The sequence below is a fragment of the Paenibacillus shunpengii genome, from assembly GCF_042684905.1.
GTDB classification, from domain to species: Bacteria; Bacillota; Bacilli; order Paenibacillales; family Paenibacillaceae; genus Paenibacillus; species Paenibacillus shunpengii.
Genome location: NZ_JBHUMJ010000002.1, coordinates 1231640 through 1251064 on the forward strand (window position 1 = coordinate 1231640; position 19425 = coordinate 1251064).

Annotated in this window: 16 protein-coding genes; 11 read left to right on the top strand and 5 right to left on the bottom strand. The window is 45.5% G+C overall.

Features of this window, described 5'->3' with window-relative positions; all coding sequences use genetic code 11:
- Complete coding sequence (locus tag ACFSVM_RS05875; protein ID WP_076311317.1) at positions 1 to 1773, bottom strand: DEAD/DEAH box helicase; 1773 nt, start codon at positions 1771 to 1773, stop codon at positions 1 to 3.
- A 251-nt stretch (positions 1774 to 2024) separates the two neighbouring features.
- Here ACFSVM_RS05875 and ACFSVM_RS05880 point away from each other — a divergent pair, with 251 nt between their 5' ends.
- Positions 2025 to 2483, top strand: coding sequence for a hypothetical protein (locus ACFSVM_RS05880; RefSeq protein ID WP_179085504.1), 459 nt, complete (start codon positions 2025 to 2027; stop codon positions 2481 to 2483).
- Between the two features lie 109 nt (positions 2484 to 2592).
- Positions 2593 to 3624, top strand: a complete 1032-nt coding sequence (gene murB, locus ACFSVM_RS05885) for a UDP-N-acetylmuramate dehydrogenase (RefSeq protein ID WP_256702693.1) — start codon at positions 2593 to 2595, stop codon at positions 3622 to 3624.
- A gap of 94 nt (positions 3625 to 3718) precedes the next feature.
- Here the strand turns inward: murB and ACFSVM_RS05890 are convergent, their stop codons facing one another.
- Positions 3719 to 4813, bottom strand: a complete 1095-nt coding sequence (locus ACFSVM_RS05890) for an FAD-dependent monooxygenase (protein ID WP_076311315.1) — start codon at positions 4811 to 4813, stop codon at positions 3719 to 3721.
- 211 nt (positions 4814 to 5024) lie between these two features.
- On the opposite strand from ACFSVM_RS05890, the gene ACFSVM_RS05895 reads away from it, so the two are divergent.
- A complete protein-coding gene (locus ACFSVM_RS05895; protein WP_379260863.1) occupies positions 5025 to 5483 on the top strand; it encodes a MarR family transcriptional regulator in 459 nt (152 codons plus the stop codon).
- Between the two features lie 60 nt (positions 5484 to 5543).
- Here ACFSVM_RS05895 and ACFSVM_RS05900 read toward each other — a convergent pair whose 3' ends face one another.
- Positions 5544 to 5843: a hypothetical protein gene (locus ACFSVM_RS05900; protein WP_076311313.1), complete on the bottom strand. Its 300-nt coding sequence runs from the start codon at positions 5841 to 5843 to the stop codon at positions 5544 to 5546.
- Between the two features lie 127 nt (positions 5844 to 5970).
- On the opposite strand from ACFSVM_RS05900, the gene ACFSVM_RS05905 reads away from it, so the two are divergent.
- From ACFSVM_RS05905 to ACFSVM_RS05920, 4 genes are all read left to right on the top strand, one after another.
- The gene (locus ACFSVM_RS05905) at positions 5971 to 7974 is read left to right on the top strand and encodes a Na+/H+ antiporter (protein ID WP_379260866.1); all 2004 of its coding nucleotides are present in this window, start codon (positions 5971 to 5973) and stop codon (positions 7972 to 7974) included.
- Positions 7975 to 8056: 82 nt separating this feature from the next.
- On the top strand, positions 8057 to 8815 hold the full coding sequence (locus tag ACFSVM_RS05910; RefSeq protein ID WP_379260868.1) for a polysaccharide deacetylase family protein: 759 nt from the start codon (positions 8057 to 8059) through the stop codon (positions 8813 to 8815).
- A 44-nt stretch (positions 8816 to 8859) separates the two neighbouring features.
- On the top strand, positions 8860 to 9057 hold the full coding sequence (locus ACFSVM_RS05915) for a YwbE family protein (RefSeq protein WP_076311311.1): 198 nt from the start codon (positions 8860 to 8862) through the stop codon (positions 9055 to 9057).
- A gap of 131 nt (positions 9058 to 9188) precedes the next feature.
- Entirely contained in the window at positions 9189 to 9842 is a 654-nt protein-coding gene (locus tag ACFSVM_RS05920; protein ID WP_379260870.1) for a DUF1796 family putative cysteine peptidase, read from the top strand.
- A gap of 121 nt (positions 9843 to 9963) precedes the next feature.
- On the opposite strand, the gene ACFSVM_RS05925 is transcribed toward ACFSVM_RS05920, so the two are convergent.
- Positions 9964 to 11364, bottom strand: a complete 1401-nt coding sequence (locus tag ACFSVM_RS05925; RefSeq protein ID WP_379260872.1) for a hypothetical protein — start codon at positions 11362 to 11364, stop codon at positions 9964 to 9966.
- Positions 11365 to 11511: 147 nt separating this feature from the next.
- On the opposite strand from ACFSVM_RS05925, the gene ACFSVM_RS05930 reads away from it, so the two are divergent.
- A complete protein-coding gene (locus tag ACFSVM_RS05930; RefSeq protein WP_379260874.1) occupies positions 11512 to 12705 on the top strand; it encodes an ornithine--oxo-acid transaminase in 1194 nt (397 codons plus the stop codon).
- A gap of 145 nt (positions 12706 to 12850) precedes the next feature.
- On the opposite strand, the gene ACFSVM_RS05935 is transcribed toward ACFSVM_RS05930, so the two are convergent.
- A complete protein-coding gene (locus tag ACFSVM_RS05935; RefSeq protein WP_379260876.1) occupies positions 12851 to 14047 on the bottom strand; it encodes a glycosyltransferase family 4 protein in 1197 nt (398 codons plus the stop codon).
- Between the two features lie 185 nt (positions 14048 to 14232).
- Here ACFSVM_RS05935 and ACFSVM_RS05940 point away from each other — a divergent pair, with 185 nt between their 5' ends.
- From ACFSVM_RS05940 to ACFSVM_RS05950, 3 genes are all read left to right on the top strand, one after another.
- Complete coding sequence (locus ACFSVM_RS05940) at positions 14233 to 16002, top strand: sensor histidine kinase (RefSeq protein WP_379260878.1); 1770 nt, start codon at positions 14233 to 14235, stop codon at positions 16000 to 16002.
- On the top strand, positions 15983 to 17611 hold the full coding sequence (locus ACFSVM_RS05945; RefSeq protein ID WP_076312520.1) for a response regulator: 1629 nt from the start codon (positions 15983 to 15985) through the stop codon (positions 17609 to 17611). The genes ACFSVM_RS05940 and ACFSVM_RS05945 overlap by 20 nt, the downstream gene beginning before the upstream one ends.
- 103 nt (positions 17612 to 17714) lie before the next feature.
- Entirely contained in the window at positions 17715 to 19403 is a 1689-nt protein-coding gene (locus tag ACFSVM_RS05950) for a sugar ABC transporter (RefSeq protein ID WP_379260880.1), read from the top strand.
- Positions 19404 to 19425 lie beyond the last annotated feature (22 nt).

Below are 19425 nucleotides of genomic sequence, written 5' to 3' on the forward strand. Positions count from 1 at the left end.
TCACTTCAGTAACCCCCCTTTGCCTACTGCTTTTTTGACGGGAGCAGTATCCTCCATATGTTCAACTTCCTGTTTAATCGAATTTAAGTTTTGTGAGAGCGACTGCATTTTATGATGAATCTCTTCATCACTGCTGGATTCCAGCATGATCTTGGTCAGGCTCTTCTCAAAGGATTCCTGCTTCTCAAATCGTTCGAGGATGACATCCAGACCGCCAATGACCATTTCGAACATGTTGATTTTTTCGTGAAGGAGATTTAGAATATGCTCCTCAATGGTTCCTAACGTTGCTAGATTATAAATTTTGACATCATTCTGCTGTCCTAAGCGGTGTACCCGGCCGATTCTCTGCTCTACACGCATAGGGTTCCATGGCAAATCGAAGTTGATCATGTTGTGACAGAACTGGAGATTGATGCCTTCACCGCCAGCCTCTGTCGCAATCATAACCTGCACCCGTCCGCGGAACAGATCCATCATCCAGTCTTTTTTGCCGCGATTCATTCCGCCCCGGTAAGGTACAGCCGTCAGTCCGCGTTCACGGAAGTAATTGAGCAGATATTCCTGCGTAGCCCGGTACTCGGTAAAAACAATGACTTTCTCATTCATTTCTTTAATGAGCTCCATTGTTTTTTCCGCTTTTGTGTTAGACTTGATCGCTTTGATATTGGCTACCAAATCCCATATTCGATCTCTCCAGGGAGAGTCCGGCGGCAATTTTTTAGATAAATTGACAAGGGTGACGAATACAGCATCACGACTGCTGCAAACCTCTCTTTGAAGGGTGACCATAGAGAACATACTGCTCAAATTCCCACCCGCGGAATGGAACTGGTCCTTCACGAAAGACGTTACACCTTCATATAGTGCTTGCTCCTCAGGTGATAGTGTCAGATTAATATTCGTTACCTTACGCTTCGTAAACTGAACAGGACCTTCACCACGGCGGTTTCGAATCATGACTTTGGCGAGCTCGTCCTTCAATTGATCCTCGTTCTTGGCCAGCCGTTTATCCACTACAAAATTGGCTGCGAAGTCACCTTGTCTTCCGAGCTGACCCGGCTTCAGCAGTGTAATCAAATTGAACAGCTCACTAAGGTCATTTTGTACCGGTGTTGCGGTTAGGAGCAGACAGTATTTTTTACGCAACTTGAGCATGAACTGATAGTTGGACGTTTTTTTGTTTTTCAGCTTATGCGCTTCATCAATAATGATCATGTCATAATCATTGCTTAACAGAATCTCTTGATGTGGATCTCGCTTGGCCGTATCAATCGACGCAACGACAACATCGTTTTGCCACGAATACGCTTTCTTTTGGGCAACGGCAGGTATTCCGAATTTGGAATTTAATTCTCTGACCCACTGCAGTACGAGTGACGCTGGAACCAAGATTAGAACTTTGGAGACGAGTCCCCGAATCATATATTCTTTTAAGATCAGACCTGCTTCGATCGTTTTTCCGAGTCCAACTTCATCTGCCAAAATCGCTCTCCCTGACATTTCAAAGAGTACTTTGCGCGCAGTATCAATTTGATGGGGAAGAGGGGTCAGATCGTGCAAATGCTTCAGGCATTGGATATCATCGAAGCTGGGGACCAGCGATACCTCTTCGGCTTTTACAGCAAGCTCAAATAGACGGTAATCTCCCCAAGGTCCTCCTTTGTTAAGGCGTGTATTGAGTTCTGAAAGCCAATTCTGATTAAAGTGAACAGGAATCGGCAGCGAATGTGCTGCTTGTTGAGATGGACTTGCAGTTTGTTTTCTATTCATTTTAACGAAGCTAGCCTCCCCCGTTATATGTTTAGCTGATTTGCACTTTTCATAGTATGTACGAAAGAGAGGATATTCATAACAGAGATCAAGGTAACGCTAGAAATCATGCTGTGGCTTCGTACTGTGACGGGCCTTTTTTGTGATAGCTTGTTTGAAACAAAGTGGAATTTTCATTGCATATTTTCATTATGTCATCTTATAATGTTATGAAATGGTTTTCCCATCCTACGAAAATGGTAAAAGGGGCTATGCTTAACTTGGAAAAAGCAGCTATAAATCAGATCGTTTCAGAACTATTGTTACGCTCGGGCAGCAGTGCTGCCGTTACTATAGAGACATACTTCCCCGGTGGACGCCTGATCGGTGGAAAATATAGCTTGAATGCTCATTGCATCACAATGTACACCGAAGTGATTAAACAGCAGTGCCAGCAATTGTTTGGCTCGAGTGAACGAGTATATGATTATTTCAAGGTCGTGCTGGCTCATGAACTAGGTCATGCCGCAGATGTTTATTTGGCTTCGCTGAGCAGAGAATTAGATCTTGCTGACGATGTACAAAGCAGGCAAATTGCGCTTCGAATTGAAGAGAATGCTTGGGAGAACGGACTGAAATGGATTGAGGATATTGAACCTGGATTTATCAACATCATATTAGAGCAATCACTGGCCGCGTATCGTCAAGATGTTCAATATGAAAGTGCTTAAACTTGACTTCGGGCAGGCGCGTATACATAATGGCTTCATACTATATAATTGTATATAATGATTAGCCATCATGAAGGATTTGTTCGTGCAGCAAGTAGGAGGGAAACACGTGAACACACACAAACAGGAATCATTAATTCAACATCATGTGAATTTATCATCTTATTCAACTTATGAGATTGGTGGCAAGGCAAAGTACTTGGCCGCCCCTGAAACCATTGAAGAGTTAAAGACGGTTCTGGAATATGCAAGACAAGAGAAGCTGACTCCATTCTTATTCGGAATGGGCTCCAACATTTTATTTCCGGACGAACCGAAGGATCAAATGTTATTTATCAGCCTGAAAGAGCTGAGAGAAATGAAGATTGACGATAAAGGCTGGTTTGTATCTGCAGGCATACCGATGTCGCATCTTGCCTTGATTGGATTATCTTCAGGCACTTCAGATTATGATTTCTGTTTCTTGCTGCCGGGTACACTGGGCGCGGGAATTTATATGAATGCCAAATATTACAACCGGCAAATTTGTGATATTCTGGATACCGCTTTATACATTGATATGAACGATCCGGAGTTCAAGGTACAATCCATACATGTGGATACCTGTGATTACAGCTATAAGAATTCGATCTTTATGAAAAATAACTGGATCATCGTCGGCGGCTACTTAAAACATCCTGATTATGAGGCACTTGCCAAAGGAATGAAGGAAATATCCAGACTTGAGAAGATCGTTGAATATAAAAATCCGTCACAGCTGCCCAATTTCTTCAAGTATTATACAACGCTTGCGAAGACATGGGCGGAGGAGAATAACGGAGTAGTGCCAGAATCGTTTGATAATGTCGTAAAGGACCGGGGAAGCAAATTTCACTTTGACTATCCTTCTTGCGGCTCGGTATTCAAGAATAACTACGACTTTGGGGAGCCAATGGGCAAGGTTGTAGATCGCTTGAACATGAGAGGGACAGTTTACGGCGGAGCATCCATATCCGCTTGGCATGGAAATATGATTGTAAACCAAGGTAAGGCGAAGGCAAAGGACATCATCTACTTGGTTGAGCAGGTTAAACATTCCGTTAACGAAGCCTTTGGGTTTGTGCCAGAGGAAGAGCTTATTATTGTGGACAGCAAATCATAAGTGAATGTGCAGCTTGCATGGATACTCAATTTGTTTGAGACCATGCAAGCTTTTTTATTATGCCTACATCGATTTCAAGTATTCTCATAGGGCCTCACATAAACGACTTGATCTTTGCAGGGAATTCGACTTCCATCTGAACCTGTAATTCAAGCTGTCTGATAACTTTACTCAAGCGCTTGGCCTCCAAGTCCTTTAATATCTCTAAAGAGGAGTATTGCGATGAGGCCAGCTCTTGCAGCAGCACAGATAATTGATAGGCATCTTCAAGCGCTGCATTCACTCCGAAAGCGCCCGTTGGAGTCATTGTGTGTGCAGCATCACCAATCAGCACAATGTTATGCTTGGTCCAGGTTTCACTTAAACTGCTGAACACCGGGAGTAACACGAAGTCGCTCCAGGAATGTATATTCGCCGATACACTCTGTGCAAGCGCAGGGAAAGCAGCAGTAAGTCGACCGATGTAAGGGGCAAAGCTTCCTTTACGTATCTCAGGATAGCTCCCTTGAGCGATATTCCAGCCGATCTGTACGTAACCGTCTGTTTGCGAGAACAAAGCGAGCTGCTGTTCATCGATGAGTGCCATTCGTGTAGCTGGAATCCAGTCTGAGGGCTCAGGGATTCGTGCCCATAATACATCAAATGGTCTTAGCTTGATTCCCGGCTCAATCCCTGCCTTGTTCCGGACATGGGAAGCTCTGCCGTCTGCGCCTACGATAATTCGGCAATGGATTGAAGTCATTTGCCCTTGAATTTGTGCAGTAATCCCGATAATTTGATCGTCAGAATCTACAATATAATCCTTGAAGGCCGCACCAGTGTACATCTTCAAATGTGGAAAGGCTCCTGCCTTATGAAGAATGGCTTGTAACAAATGGTCTTGCGGCACATGGATTCCTTTGTGTACTTCGTCATCGGTTGCTGCGATTTGATGAATGATATTACCACTGTGCCAATATTCAACGGTTTGAAGGGGAAGAAGTCCCAAGGACTCAATTTCTTGATAAACATTCGCCTCTTTAAGTAGGGACTCACCGTCTGTATTAATCAGTTCGCCGCGAAACCGCTTATGGATGGTGGATTGCCTTTCTAACAGGATGACGGATATTCCTTGTTTCACCAGCAAATAAGCAAGAAAGCTTCCAGCCGGTCCAGCACCGACGATGCAGACCTCTGTGTACATATTCATAAACTTTCACCTGATAACAATATATTATAGTTACTGACTTATTAATAGTAACTTATGTTATACTACTATAAATTAAAATGGTCTAGTCGGCAATCCTTTTAAGGATATACTCAAAAAAGGATATTGTTCTACTGGGGATTAATTTCTATTTCTACTCAGATAGGATATGATAGGCATAGAACTATTGGGGAAAAGGAAGTGAGTAGTCATCATGTCACTTGAAGAAGAACTTCAAGCACAAGAATTGGAAGCCTTTGATCATTTTCTGACGACATTTGTGCGTTATAAGAATAAAGTGTATGCCCAGCATCAAAAAGACCTGAATCACAAGCTTAATGCAACGAAAATACAAATCATTTATATGCTGTCTCGTGAGCGGTTAATGGCAGTTGACATTGCCAAGAGACTTCAGCTGTCGTCAGGAGCGACAACCATCGTGCTTAATCAGTTGGAGACGGATGGTTATATCATGCGGGAACGGAGTGCTGAGGACAGAAGAATCGTTTGGTTATCTTTAACGGAAGAGGGAGCATCAACAGCGGAAACGCTGCGTGCCAATCGCAGACATTTCAATGAGGAGCTGCTTGGCTTGTTAACACAGGAGGAACGCAGTCAATTCCTGGATATTGTGAAGAAGATTGATCTCCGAATGATGGATGTCTTGAAATAACAAAGCGGCTGAACTCTTGAGGCGTCACAAGCCTCAAGGGTTCTTTGTCATTACTGGTATCTATAGCCGGAATCTTTCAATATGCTCATCGAGCTGTTCTTTTTGCAGAATTTCTTTCTGCTTCGGACCTAAAAGATCGAAATGCGGAAAAGGATTGCGCTGATGAATGTATTTTGGATTCAGACCATGTTCGATACACCAGCTCCGTAATCGTTTGAGATCTGAACAGCCCACCTTGGTGACACTAGTAATGCCTGGAAAGCGCGGATCAATCCAATAGTGGGTTAGATAAGCCAGCTTCCCGGATTTCACCTCATGCTTCCATTTCTCAAGCTCCTGCCGTGATATGCCAAACGCCATTTTAGCTTCATCCTTATCTGTGAGTGATTACGAATTGTATTTTACTCTAAAAAAGAAAAGACGTGAATGTCCAATCCCCATAATACGAACAATAGGCTTTAAGTGACGAGAAGGGAATGATGGCATTTTGGAAGTCTTTATTACGATTTTGATCTTATTAATTATTATTGGCTTATCTAATATCTTGAATCGATTTATTCCATTTATTCCGGTTCCGCTGATCCAGATTGCACTTGGGGTCGTATTTGAGTTCGTTCCCGTTGGAGTCCATTTGGATTTAAATCCGGAAGTATTTTTTGTCCTCTTTATTGCACCTCTCTTATATAATGACGGCCGCAAAACACCAAGAGCAGAATTATGGAAGCTTCGAAAGCCAATTCTCTTATTGGCCCTTGGGCTGGTTTTTTTAACTGTACTTGTTGCCGGATACGGCATACATATGCTGATCCCAAGTATCCCGTTACCGGCAGCCTTTGCTCTTGCGGCTATTCTGTCACCGACCGATGCAGTGGCCGTGGGGGCGATGGCGGAGCGCGTGCATCTGCCCAAAAATATACTTCGAACACTCGAAGGCGAAGCACTGATGAATGATGCATCAGGTCTCGTTGCTTTTAAATTTGCGATTGCAGCTACAGTAACGGGCATATTCTCCCTGACGGAAGCGACGTTCAGCTTTTTTGTTATTGCAATAGGGGGACTCTTTATTGGGGCTGTGATGTCCTTTTTGTTCCGCAAGCTCGGTATGCTGCTGCGAAGATGGGGAATGGAAGATGTAACGGTCCATATGCTGATTCAGATCATAACTCCATTTATCATTTATTTGACGGCGGAGCATTTGGAATTTTCCGGAATTCTGGCGGTTGTGGCTGGAGGGATCATTCATGCGATTGACCGTGATCGAGCTGAAACACTACAGCCCAAGATGCAGGTGGTGGCCGAGAGTACGTGGTCTGTGATGGTCTACATATTAAACGGATTAGTATTTGTTATTTTGGGGCTGCAGCTGCCTCTCGTGCTGGGTGCAATATGGGACAATCCGGTATTTGATCATATGGATGTATTATTCTATGTCTTTGTCATAACGCTGCTTCTCTTGGTCCTGCGTTTCTTGTGGGTGTATGCCTTAGAACTGTTCGAGTGGAAAAAGGACAGGCAAGACAAACCGGTATTCAGGAACATGGCGCTGATTACGGTCTCAGGAGTTAGAGGCGCGGTAACCCTTGCAGGGGCATTTTCAATCCCTTATGTGCTGGCAGATGGAGCCCCTTTTCCTCAGCGTGATCTGATTATCTTTTTATCGGCAGGTGTTATCCTTCTCACCTTAATTCTGGCGAGCCTCTTATTGCCGATCATCGCCAAAAAAGAAGAAGGTGAAGACAAAGAAGTTCTAAAAGTACGGGCTCTAGCCAAGATGTTCCATGCATCCATTCAAGCGGTCAAATTGGAAGCGGATGAGGATACCAAGCCGGCTGCACTATCTGTTATAGCGGAGCTGAATCATTGTTTGTCCCGGTACTCTGCAGGAAGTTATGGAATGACCGCTACCGAGCTTCAGAAACAGGAGCTTGAGGTTCGATTGAGAGCACTCCAGGCAGAGAGGAAAGAAATCATTCACTTGATGAATAAAGGAATGGTGTCTGATGAAGCAGGCATGTTTTTCTTGAAAGTGCTCGATCGACGGGAGATCCGTATGTCCAATCGGTTTAAAGCACAGCTGTGGTCGTCCCTGCGCAGCATCGGCAGAGTTGTGGCCCGCTTCTTCGCTATAGAAAGATCTGAAGCGGCTGCGCCTATGAAGGACTGGGCCGAGGCTGCCCGAAATCTGCGGATTCATACCAGCGTGAGAGCAATCGAAGCACTGCGTGCACATATGAATGAGACAAACCGAGCAGCTTCGATCAGGGTGATCTCTCAATATGAACGGCTACTGAGCAGGTTAGAGCAAGGAAGCAGTGAGCTGGATGACAATGCTTTTAACGAGAAGAAAATGGAGCTTCACATGAAGGCGGTTCAAGAGCAGCGAAATACAGTTCAGGAAATGTTTGAAAATGGAATGATTAACCGAAGCATGGCAGCGATCTTGAGACAATATGTGAATCAGCTGGAATCACACCTGCTTCGTGAGGAGTAGCTGCTGGATACCGGGTTATATATTTCTTGAGCATAAGAGATAATAAGACAAAAATTGATTACAGAACTAGAAGAGGTATGGGATGAATCTTATCGGATTTAAAATAGCAGTGGCAGCAGCAGCCTTCATGCATCTCGTTTATCCTATGATGAACCACAGCTCAGCTCCTGTTGTTAAAGACCGTGCCTATTATGAAGCAAGAGGAGATATTGTCTGGGAAGCTCCGATCAAGGATAAGCTGATTGCGTTAACCTTCGATGATGGTCCGGATCGAAACGAAACGGCTCAAATTCTGGATATTCTGAAAAAGCATAAAGCAAAAGCGACTTTTTTTGTGCTGGGCAAATGGGCGAAAGAAAGACCAGAGCTGATTGCCAGAGAAATTGCCGAAGGACATGAGGTAGGCAATCACACCTTTTATCATACCTTTGGAGACCAGATCCAGGATGAGGATTCGTATTTTAAGGAGCTTGCAGATGCGGATCAAGCCATTGAGGATGCGGGCGGTGTCAGACCCACGCTTTTTCGGCCTCCTGGAGGAGTGTACAATGATGTTGTGGTAAAAAGCGCTCAAGCGAGAGGGTACTCGATCGTTCTATGGTCTTGGCATCAGGATACGGGGGATTGGAACCGTCCGGGAAAACAGCGTATTATTAACAAGGTGCTGCGAAATGCTCGAAATGGAGACATCGTGCTATTTCATGATAATGTTCACGGCAAGAGTCAGACGATTGAAGCATTAGAGCATATTTTGCCTGAGCTTATGAAGCAGGGTTACAGATTTGTTACGGTATCCGAGCTGCTGGAGGCCAAGCAAAGAGAAGTGATGGAGCTTCCTTAAAACGCTTAATGAGTGACATAAGGGAGAGGGAAGGGGAATCTCAAATGAATGGTAATCATCGTGCAGACATCAAGCCAGGTCTTGAAGTCGATATTGTGTTAAAGCAGGATCAGAGAACAGGCAAGCTCACCAGGGGAACGGTAAAGGATATTTTGACGAATTCACCAAATCATCCGCATGGTATTAAAGTTCGCCTGCAAAGTGGAGAAGTAGGCAGAGTTAAACATATCATTCAGCCGTAATACCTCATTTCTGCAGGATGTAGAAGTGAATGGATCACCGGATCGTCCAATCCTGACGGAGTCTTTAAGCATAAACTGCTATATGTCTAATTTAATGATGACCAAAAGACATATAAGGGGGAATGCGGCTCTTGGGCACAGATGAACAATTTAATGACATGGACGTACAGGAATATGATGCCGTGTTTAGTCTTGGATCCAATTGCCAGACTGCGTATCAGCTGAGAAGATTATCGCTTCGCAAGGAAGCAGGTCCACTCGACTGGTTTGTATCCAAAAACATTGATCAGCTCATCAGATTGATAGACGCCAGGTTTGCAGGTTTTATGGACTTAGGCAATCTGGAGAAGATAAGTGCATTTAGGACTTGCTACTGTGTGCGCGACACAAGATATGGAATTTTGTCCTATCATGATTTCCCGATTACCGAGAAGGAAGCGGATTGGGCACTGGCATATCCTGAATTCAAGTCTAAGCTATGTCGGAGGACGGAGCGAATGCTGCAGGCATGGGAGACAGGGGAGAGGCTCTTGTTTGTTCGTGTCAATGGTGGACAAGATGATGGTGATCGACTGTATTATAGTCTAAAAAAACAAGTCAAGCATTTCTTTGATCTGATCATTATAGATACGCTTGCCGATGAGAATGCACCTGTGACCAGTTGGGCCGAACCTTCTGGATGCATCAGGTATTCCATTCCAAAGGGTAAGGACTGGCGTGGATCTGATGGGGCATGGAATAAGCTTCTCGAGTCCATTAGGCTAAGACATCGACTTAGCGATTAAATTAAATAAGAGCCGTGATGTGCACGAGGATGAAGTACTCGCTGTCAATTAGACAGAAGTACTTCATTGCACAAAAGCGGCTCTTTTTGTCGTCACATGAGGTTAATTCAGCTATAAGCTTCTACATGAGCAGAATCGCAACAATGGTTGCAGCGGTCAGTCCGCTAATAACAGGAATTAAATTACGTCTTGCAAGCTCAAATGGGCTGACGTTGCAGATCGCAGCAGCAGGAATCAGTGCCCATGGAATCAGTGTACCTCCGCCAATCCATATGGCAGCAATCTGACCAAGTGCCGTGAGCATAGGAGTCGAGCCAATGGATGCAGAGAACATCTGAGCAATCGAGCCAACAAGGGATATACCGGAGAATCCAGATCCATCCATCCCTGTTATCGCCCCGACGATGGTCATGCTGATCGCACTGACAGCTTCATTTATCGGGACCACATGTGCGAGTGCGAGGCCCAGGTCGTTCACGATCCCATGCGAACCTTCAGGCAGGGGGTTAGAAAATAATGCGGTGAGAGCCGCGTCCCCCAGATAGAAGAAGGCAGCAATAGGTATTACAGGACCAAACACCTTAAAGCCAAACTGAAATCCTTTGATCAAATAATCTGTCGTTTCCTCGAGCCCTTTATTTCGATGGGCAACCATCGTTACCAGGATCAGGATTACAATAGCTGTACCACCGATGAGGGCTGTTGCATCTCCACCTTGCAGGTTCAGCAGGTACATGGCCGCTAGATCAAGCACAAAGAGTAATGGAATGGTATAAGCAATAATCCGTTTGGTCCGTAGTGGAATTTGGATGTCATTTGCTGGGGACAGATCAGAGGGTGATGCTGGTTGAGAAGTGGCTGATTCCTTGGTAATGGTACCGCGGCGCATATCTCTGCGGAGCATGATGTAGGCTGTGAGGGTAGCAACGAGGCCTGTCGTGATGACTAGGGGGATACTGGCGGTCACAACATCAGAGACGGGGATTCCGGCAGCGTCTGCCGTTAATTTAGGTGCACCCTGGATTACATAATCACCTGACAAAGCAATACCGTGTCCGAACAAATTCATGGCCATAGCTGTGCCAATCGCCGGAAGGCCGACTCTTCCCGCTACGGGAAGCATGACAGCTCCGATAAGAGCGACGCCGGGAGACGGCCAGAAGAAGAAGGAAACGATCATCATAATAATGCCGATTCCCCAGAAGGCGAGAGCCGGTGTCCTCAGCAGCTTGGTTAAAGGTGCTACCATAATTTCATTGATCCCGGTGCGGATGAGTACTCGGCTCATGGCTACAACGATCGAAATGATGAATATGGTGCTGATCAGTTCCTTCGCAGCGTAGATGAAGCTCCCGAAGATCCCGGAAACGGAGGTTACGATGCTGTCCGAGGCGAGAAAACCTAAGGCAATAATACCCAAAATACAGATGACACTCGTATCCCGTCTGCGTATCAATAAGATCATAATAAAGATAATGAATGATAAATATACGAAATGGAGCGGTAATAGATGAATGTCCATAATGCTTCACCCTCTCGTACGATACCAAGTATGCTTGTGTTGTATCGTATGCTGCTGCCAAGGCGGGTGTTCTCCTACTTTTTCTAACAGCATAGAATGTAAGGTCACAAATAACGAGTGCACACAGGGAAACGAGGGGTTAGTCTAATGAAGCATTCTTCACAAGAAATCATGAATAAGACGGAACGTTTTGGAGCCCACAACTATCATCCGTTGCCTATCGTTATCCAACAAGCTGAGGGTGTATGGATAACAGATCCAGATGGGCATCGCTATATGGATATGCTGAGCGGTTATTCCGCATTGAACCAGGGGCATCGTCACCCCCGTATTATTGCTGCTCTAAAACAGCAAGCCGATGAAGTCACCCTTACATCCCGGGCGTTCTATAACGCGCCTTTGGCAGAGCTTATGGAGCTATTAAGCGGACTTACGGGGAAGCAAATGATCTTACCGATGAATACGGGAGCAGAGGCGGTCGAAACGGCTGTAAAAGCAGCAAGACGCTGGGGATACGAAGCAAAGGGAATTCCTTATAATCAGGCAGAGATTATTGTCTGTGAAGGGAATTTCCATGGAAGAACGACGACGATCACTTCCTTTTCCTCCGATCCTTATTATCAAAAAGGCTTTGGACCATTTACACCGGGTTTCCGGATCATACCTTATGGTGACATTACTGCATTAGCGTCTGCCATCCATCAGAATACGGCTGCGTTCTTGGTTGAACCTATTCAAGGGGAAGCTGGAATCCAGATTCCTCCAGAAGGGTATTTGACAGAGGTTCGCAAGCTGTGCAGTGAGAAGAATATTCTTCTCATGGCAGATGAAATACAGACCGGATTCGGAAGAACAGGGCGAAGATTCGCATGCGACTGGGAAAAGGTCGTCCCGGATATCTATATTATGGGGAAGGCGCTTGGCGGAGGTGTGCTGCCTGTGTCGGCTGTAGCGGCGGATGAATCGATTCTTGGCTTATTCGAACCGGGTTCACATGGTTCAACCTTCGGAGGAAATCCGCTTGCGAGCCGGGTTGCTATTGAAGCACTTAAGGTAACAGAAGAAGAGAAGCTCGCGGAACGTTCTTTTGTGCTTGGAAATCGAATGCTTCACAGACTGAAGCAGATCACCTCCAAAGATATTAAAGAGGTGAGGGGAAGGGGCCTGTTCATTGGAATTGAATTAAGAACACCTGCCCGGCCCTATTGTGAGCGGATGATGCAGCAAGGATTGCTATGCAAGGAAACGCATGATACCGTCATTCGGTTTGCTCCCCCGCTGATCATTACGGATCAGGAACTGGAATGGGCAATCCAGCGTATAGAGCAAGTGTTTACGTAATATTTATGATGGTTAACTGACATGGTTTGACCCATAACGACAGCATGGAGAATCGTACAGAATAGTGACGATTCTCTGCTTCTATCCAGCATTAGGGTTCGACAACTACATTCGGGTATTCCGGGGGAATTATATTTTTTTCGACTCATTTAACCTTTTTCTGTGGAGATCTGCTCATATTCACCATTGAATTGGATTCAGCTATGACTTCATTGTAACTGCTGAGCAGTTGATCAAATATAGGAACCCAGGAGCGATTCAGGCAGTACTCTCTCCCTGCTTCCCCCAAGCTCTTGCTCAGATGAGGATGATCATATAGACGGATGATTGAGTTCACCATCGAAGAAGGTTCTTCCGGCGGGCACAATATGCCCGTCTTTTCATGTGTAATGATATCAAGCACGCCGCCTGCGCCGGCTGCAATAACGGGGAGACTGCTGGCCATCGCTTCAAGAATAACATTGCCAAATGTCTCCGTAGATGAAGGGAATACGAATAAATCAGACATGGAGTAGATATCTCGAAGCTCATTTCCTCGCAAATATCCCAGCCACTGGATGTGTTCCTCTGAAAGGTTGTGGGGTACGGAGGGAGAATGACCATACAGGGGACCATCCCCTGCAATGAGAAGCCGGGACTTATCTAGGATACGGGAGGGGAGAGAAGCAAAGCTGATGATTAGGTGTTCGATATTTTTTTCTGGAGCCAGTCGTCCGACATACAGCATATAGGTCAGCTCTGGATCCAATCCACGGTTACGAAGAAGACTTGCGCGTTCCTCGGCAGACACCGCTGGCCGAAACTGCTCTGCATCAATTCCACGGCTCCAAATACCTACATGCTTCATTCCTTTTTCCTCAAGCTTGAGCTTCGTTGACTCCGAAGGTGCATAGATCCGTTTACAGTTCCGATGAAACCACTGCATGTATTTCCACAGTGCCTGCTCCATCCAAGCTAGCTTGTAATGCTTCAAATATTGATCAAAGTGGGTATGGTAGGATGCCACAAGAGGTACTCCGTGCTTGGCAGCATATCCTGCTCCGAGCAGACCTATAGCGGCTGGAGTAGCGACATGAATCAGTGTGGGCTGAAAATTGTGGAGGATTCGCTCTGTTCGCATACGACCGGGCAGAGCCAGCTTACATTCTGGATAGAAGATCAGAGGAAGACTGAAGAATCGCTCAACATGTCCGCCTTCTGTATTCACTAGGCTTCCATACTGGGGAGCGAACACAAGGACAGGAATCGAGCGTGCACGTAAATATTCGACCCATTTGCCAAGTGTATTTGCCACTCCATTAACCTCGGGTAAAAATGTGTCCGTAAATATAGCAATCCGCATCTCGATCCGCCTCCCAATCATTATTCCTCTATATCGTACAGTGGGATCCAGCGGGATATGTCTGTTCTCGGCCGTTTTAACACAAATCGCGATAAAGCAGAGTCAAGTTAATTTTGATTTAATTTTCCACATAAAACGCTTACAATAGTCACATCGACATCATTCTACGAGGTGTATATTCTACTATGATCAGATATTCCTTGTTTACGAAGATTGTATTGCTGATTATTATCATGCTTATTCCTGTTGTGTTCTTGTACAGCTATTCCAACAAAATGGCAACCGATACTGTAGTCAGTGAGCTGAACAAATCCAGCAGTAATCAGCTTGCCTTTTTTCAAAGTCAGGTGAACACAAGCATCGACGAACTATCCTCCTGGACGAATCTGCTGATCCATGATCCCGATATTGAGAGCTTCAAAGATATTTATATGGACAGCGATTATTTGAATCTGGATCTCATTAATCAGGTCAAGCGGGTGCAGAACAAGCTGGGCATTCAGGAGAGCTCATCCAATTGGCGCAGCAGCCTTACCTTCTATTCCCCCTCCATGGAGAGGATGATTACGGAAGGCAATGCTAAGCGGTACGATCCTAAAGAACTGAAAGAAGAGATTAAACCGGGGTGGCAGGTGGAGAAGGTGCAGCGACTCAACAGTGAGCAGTATCTTTTTTCTTGGTATACGGTTTCGCCATATTCGGTTCAGGATCTCGCCAAGGCAAACAGCATCGTTAAGATCGAATTTGACAGCACGAACTTACAGGATATGCTGGACAAGTTTAAGAGTAATGGAAGAAGGGACCCTTTCTATTACAAACCGGGCACCGGTGTTATTTATAACCGAACGCAGGATATTGCACAAAGTGCCAAACTTCTCACTCAGCTGAAATTTCCCGAGATGAATGATGTCGATTACCGGACGGTAGAGATGGATGGAAATATCTATAGTGTTCATACGGTCTTATCCCAAGCTACAGGATGGTATTTGGTGGATTATATCCCTCTAACGGATGTGCTTGCACCGATTGAGAAATCCAATCAGCTATTCTATGGGGCCGTAGGAACTCTACTGCTCATGAGCTTCTTAGCTGCCTACTTACTGTACGTACAGGTCCAAATTCCCGTTAAAAGTTTGATTCGCGGTTTTCAGCGGCTGAAGATGGGGGACTATTCCGTGCGAGTGGTATCTAAGGGCAGGAATGAATTCAGTTTCCTGTCAGAACGCTTCAATTCCATGGTAGAGCAGATCCAGGAGCTGTTTGAGCATGTATACCTGGAGCAGATTCAAGTAAAAGAGGCGAGGCTGAAGCAGCTGCAGTCTCAAATTAATCCCCATTTCTTCTATAATTGCTTCTCCTTCATTACAAGTATGGCAAAGCTCGGTAAGATGGACGCGGTTGTGGCCATGTCCCATAATCTGTCCCGTTACTATCGGTATACCACCCGTCAGGAGAAGGAGCTGGTCACTCTAAAGGAAGAGATGGATTTTGTAGTCGCATATCTCAAGATACAGAAGATGCGCATGAATCGAATTGACTATGTGATCGAGATTCCAGACGAGCTGCTGGATCAGCCCATTCCACCATTAGTGATTCAGCCGCTTGTAGAGAATGCTGTCATTCACGGTATTGAACGGTCTCCGGATGCCGGGTTTATACGCATCGGGGCTTGTCAGGATCCGAACGGAATGATGCGAATTGTAGTTGAGGATGATGGTCTCGGCATTTCCGAGAGCAGACTTCAGGAATTGAGGGGGCGCCTAACGAAGCCCATGGATGAGAACTCAGGCTGCGGCTTGTGGAATGTAAATCAACGAATGCAGTTAAGGTACGGAGACAGCAGTTATTTGTCCGTTGATACATCCGCGATGGGCGGGTTCAGTGCCAGCATTCAATGGGAGAATACGACTAGATATGAAAGGAACGATCATAATCATGGACATCTTGTTGGTTGATGATGAAAGCTATGTTACGGAGAGTCTGGAGGCGACCATTCCATGGGAGGAGATGGGCATCAGGCATGTGTACAGAACAGATTCGGCGGCAGGAGCACTTCAGCTGCTGCAAAGCCATCCCGTAGATATATTGGTGACGGACATTCGAATGCCTGGAATGGATGGTCTTGAACTGATCGAGAAGGCTAGTGAAAAATGGCCGGAAATACGATCCATTCTGCTGACAGGATATAGTGACTTTCAATATGCCAAAAAAGCGATTCAATTACAGGCTCAGGACTACATACTTAAGCCAGTAGACGATGAGGAATTTATAAAAAGTGTGAATCAAACAGTTGAGGCCATCAAGGAAAGAGAAAAGGAAACGGATAAATACCATCAGCTCATGTATCAGCGCAAATCAGATTATGTCCTGCTTCGGGAAAATATGCTGCAGGGCCTGCTGCTTGGGACACCACATACCTTGTCGCGGGTCAAGCAGCAGCTGCAGGATTATGAAATACCTCTGCAGACGGATGTTGAGTCCCTCATGATCCTGGTTCAGCTGAATCAAGGATTTATGGATCTGGATCCCAAATCCCGGGTGCTTATTGAATATGCGATCGGAAACATTTCAGAAGAGATCCTCGGCACGAACTATAAAGTATGGCAGGGAAGAACACCCCATCACTGCTTGGCTGTCCTCATTCAGACAGACAATACCGCCGGCTTAGAGATGGAAATGGAAGATAAAGACCGAAGACAGCTTTATTCGCTTCTAAGGACTTTTCAAGAGAATGTCAGACAGTACTTACATGGAGATGTGTCCGTTATTATAAGCTCCAGCTTTCAGTTTCCGAATGATACCAGCACGGTCTATCACCAAATGTTAAATTCAATGTACCTGGCAAGCACAGATGAAGAAGCAGCGGTGCTATATTCTCCCCAGGATTCGTATAGGGCCCTTTCAGGCGCTTCGAAAGAAGTGTTTAACCTGCTGTACAAGCCGCCTGTCCTTCAGCAGCTGCTTGAGCTTGGACAATGGAGATCTGTACGGGACAAATTGGGCGAAGTATTTGATGTCATTGATCGACATCCAGTTTCCAGAGAGCATATGTATGAAATTTATCTGGCGATCATAAACGCCTGCTTATATATCACGCATCGGACGGATATTCGGATCAGCGAGCTGGACGTTCATGGCATGGAGCCCCATCATGTGGAGAGACTGATTCAGTACCCGGCTGAGCTTCGAAATTATACTTTTCGGATACTAGACAAGCTGGAAGAGGATCAGCAGAATAAGCCCTTGTCCAAAGGATATATTGTCAAGCAGGTTAAGGATCTGGTTGCATCTGAATATGGTTATGAGCTGACCGTGAAGATCATAGCAGACCGGGTCTTTCTGCATCCGGTGTATTTGTCCAAAGTATTCAAGGCAGAGACGGGGGAAGGCCTTAGTGAATACTTGATTCGAATCCGATTGGAGAAGGCGCTGTACCTGCTGAAACATACGAACAAGAAAATATACGAAATCACTTCTGAACTTGGATACCAGAATCCGCAGTACTTCAGCAAATTGTTTAAAAAGCATTTTGGCATGTCGCCAAACGAATTTCGAGAGCAATAAGTTGAAAAAGGTGCAGAAACCTTAATTTAGTATCATAGGAAAAAAGACCGACACCTCTCATAATAAAAAGGGTAAGGATCAAGTTCTTTAAGGGGGAACTCAAATGGGGTTTAGATGGAAAAGATCAACGCTATCCGTTCTTGCAGTGACCATGGCAGCTAGTGTCGGTCTCATGGGCTGTTCGGGGCGGGGAGCAGAGAACACAAACGACAGCGCAACAGCGCCGGTCACTGCTGAAAACGTATACAAAGAAAAATATGATCCAGAAGTAACCATATCCACCGTGTGGGGAATTGATCCGGCGGTGACGTTCAAGAACGGTGAAACCATTGAGAACAGCGTAGCAACGAAATGGGCAAAAGAGCAATTCGGAATTAATATTGATTCACTTTGGTCTGTAACGGATACGAATGGTGCCTTCGCTACAAAAGTGAGACTGTCCATGTCTTCAAGACAGGACATGCCGGATATATTAACGATTGGTGCAGATCAGACACAGCTCGTTCAAGACTTGATTGAATCTGGAATCTATGGTGAGGTTGGCGAGCTGTTCGACAAGTATGCTTCAGATACATGGAAGGAAGCAATGAATATCGATCCAACCGTTTGGAATGCATATACGCGTGACGGCAAGAAGATGGGAATTCCGGTTCTCGATTACGCTTATAACAATGACTACCTCCTGTGGATCAGACAGGATTGGCTCGACAAGCTGAATTTGAAGGCGCCGACAACGATTGATGAGCTGGAAGCAGTGATGGAAGCCTTCAAGAACAATAATCCAAGCGGACTGTCTCCGGATAAGGTCACACCGCTTAGTATCGGAATCAAAAATTCGATGAATACATGGATGGCTGATCCATCCTGGATCTTTGGAGCCTACGGCACTCTTCCGCAGCAATGGAATATTGGTGAAGATGGCAAGCTGGAATACGGATCTGTGCATCCAGGAATGAAGCAGGGTCTCCAGAAGCTGAGCGAGTGGTTTGATAAGGGCTATATCCCTCAAGAGGTTGCACTATGGGATGAGAACAAGACGGCGGAGCCTGCCGTAGCCGGGACAGCAGGAATCATTCCAGGTCCATACTGGATGAGCGGATGGCCGCTGGTGGACACGGTCAAGAACGACCCACAAGCCGTATGGAAGCCTTATCCGATTCCTACGGGTGAAAATGGAACTGCCATGCGTCATGGAACGCATTTCTCAAATGGAGTAACGCTGATTAAGAAAGATATGGAGCATCCTGAGGCTTTCTTCACATATCAGAATTATTTGTTTGACCATTTTGCAGATCCAGCTGCCGGCAGTGAGCATGACTTTGGCTTGTTTGAAGGCTATGACTATCAGCTGGACGCAGACGGCAAACAGGTGAGATACGATGAGATTGAAGGCGGATATGTCAATGTGCTGCGCTATCTTCTCGTGAGAGACGGAGCCAGAATACCGGATGCACAGATGAAGGCGCTCCTTAATTTGGCAGACGGCAAAGAAGCCGAAACAAGGCTTGAGCGTGAAGTGAAAGCCAACTACGGGCTAGAGACACCTCAGGCAGCCAAGGTGCTGATGTCTCAAGAGGATATCTCCTATAAGGATATGTTCACAGGTCCTCCGACAGAAACGATGAAATCCAAGCTCGACTATCTCAACAAAATTGAAAATCAAACGTTTAACGAAATTATATATGGCAACAAGCCTGTCGATGCATTTGATACTTTCGTCGAAACCTGGAAAACTGGCGGAGGAGATCAAATTACCCAAGAAGTGAATGAATGGTACGACAGCGTAAAATAAAGCGTGTGAGATGAAAGCAGCA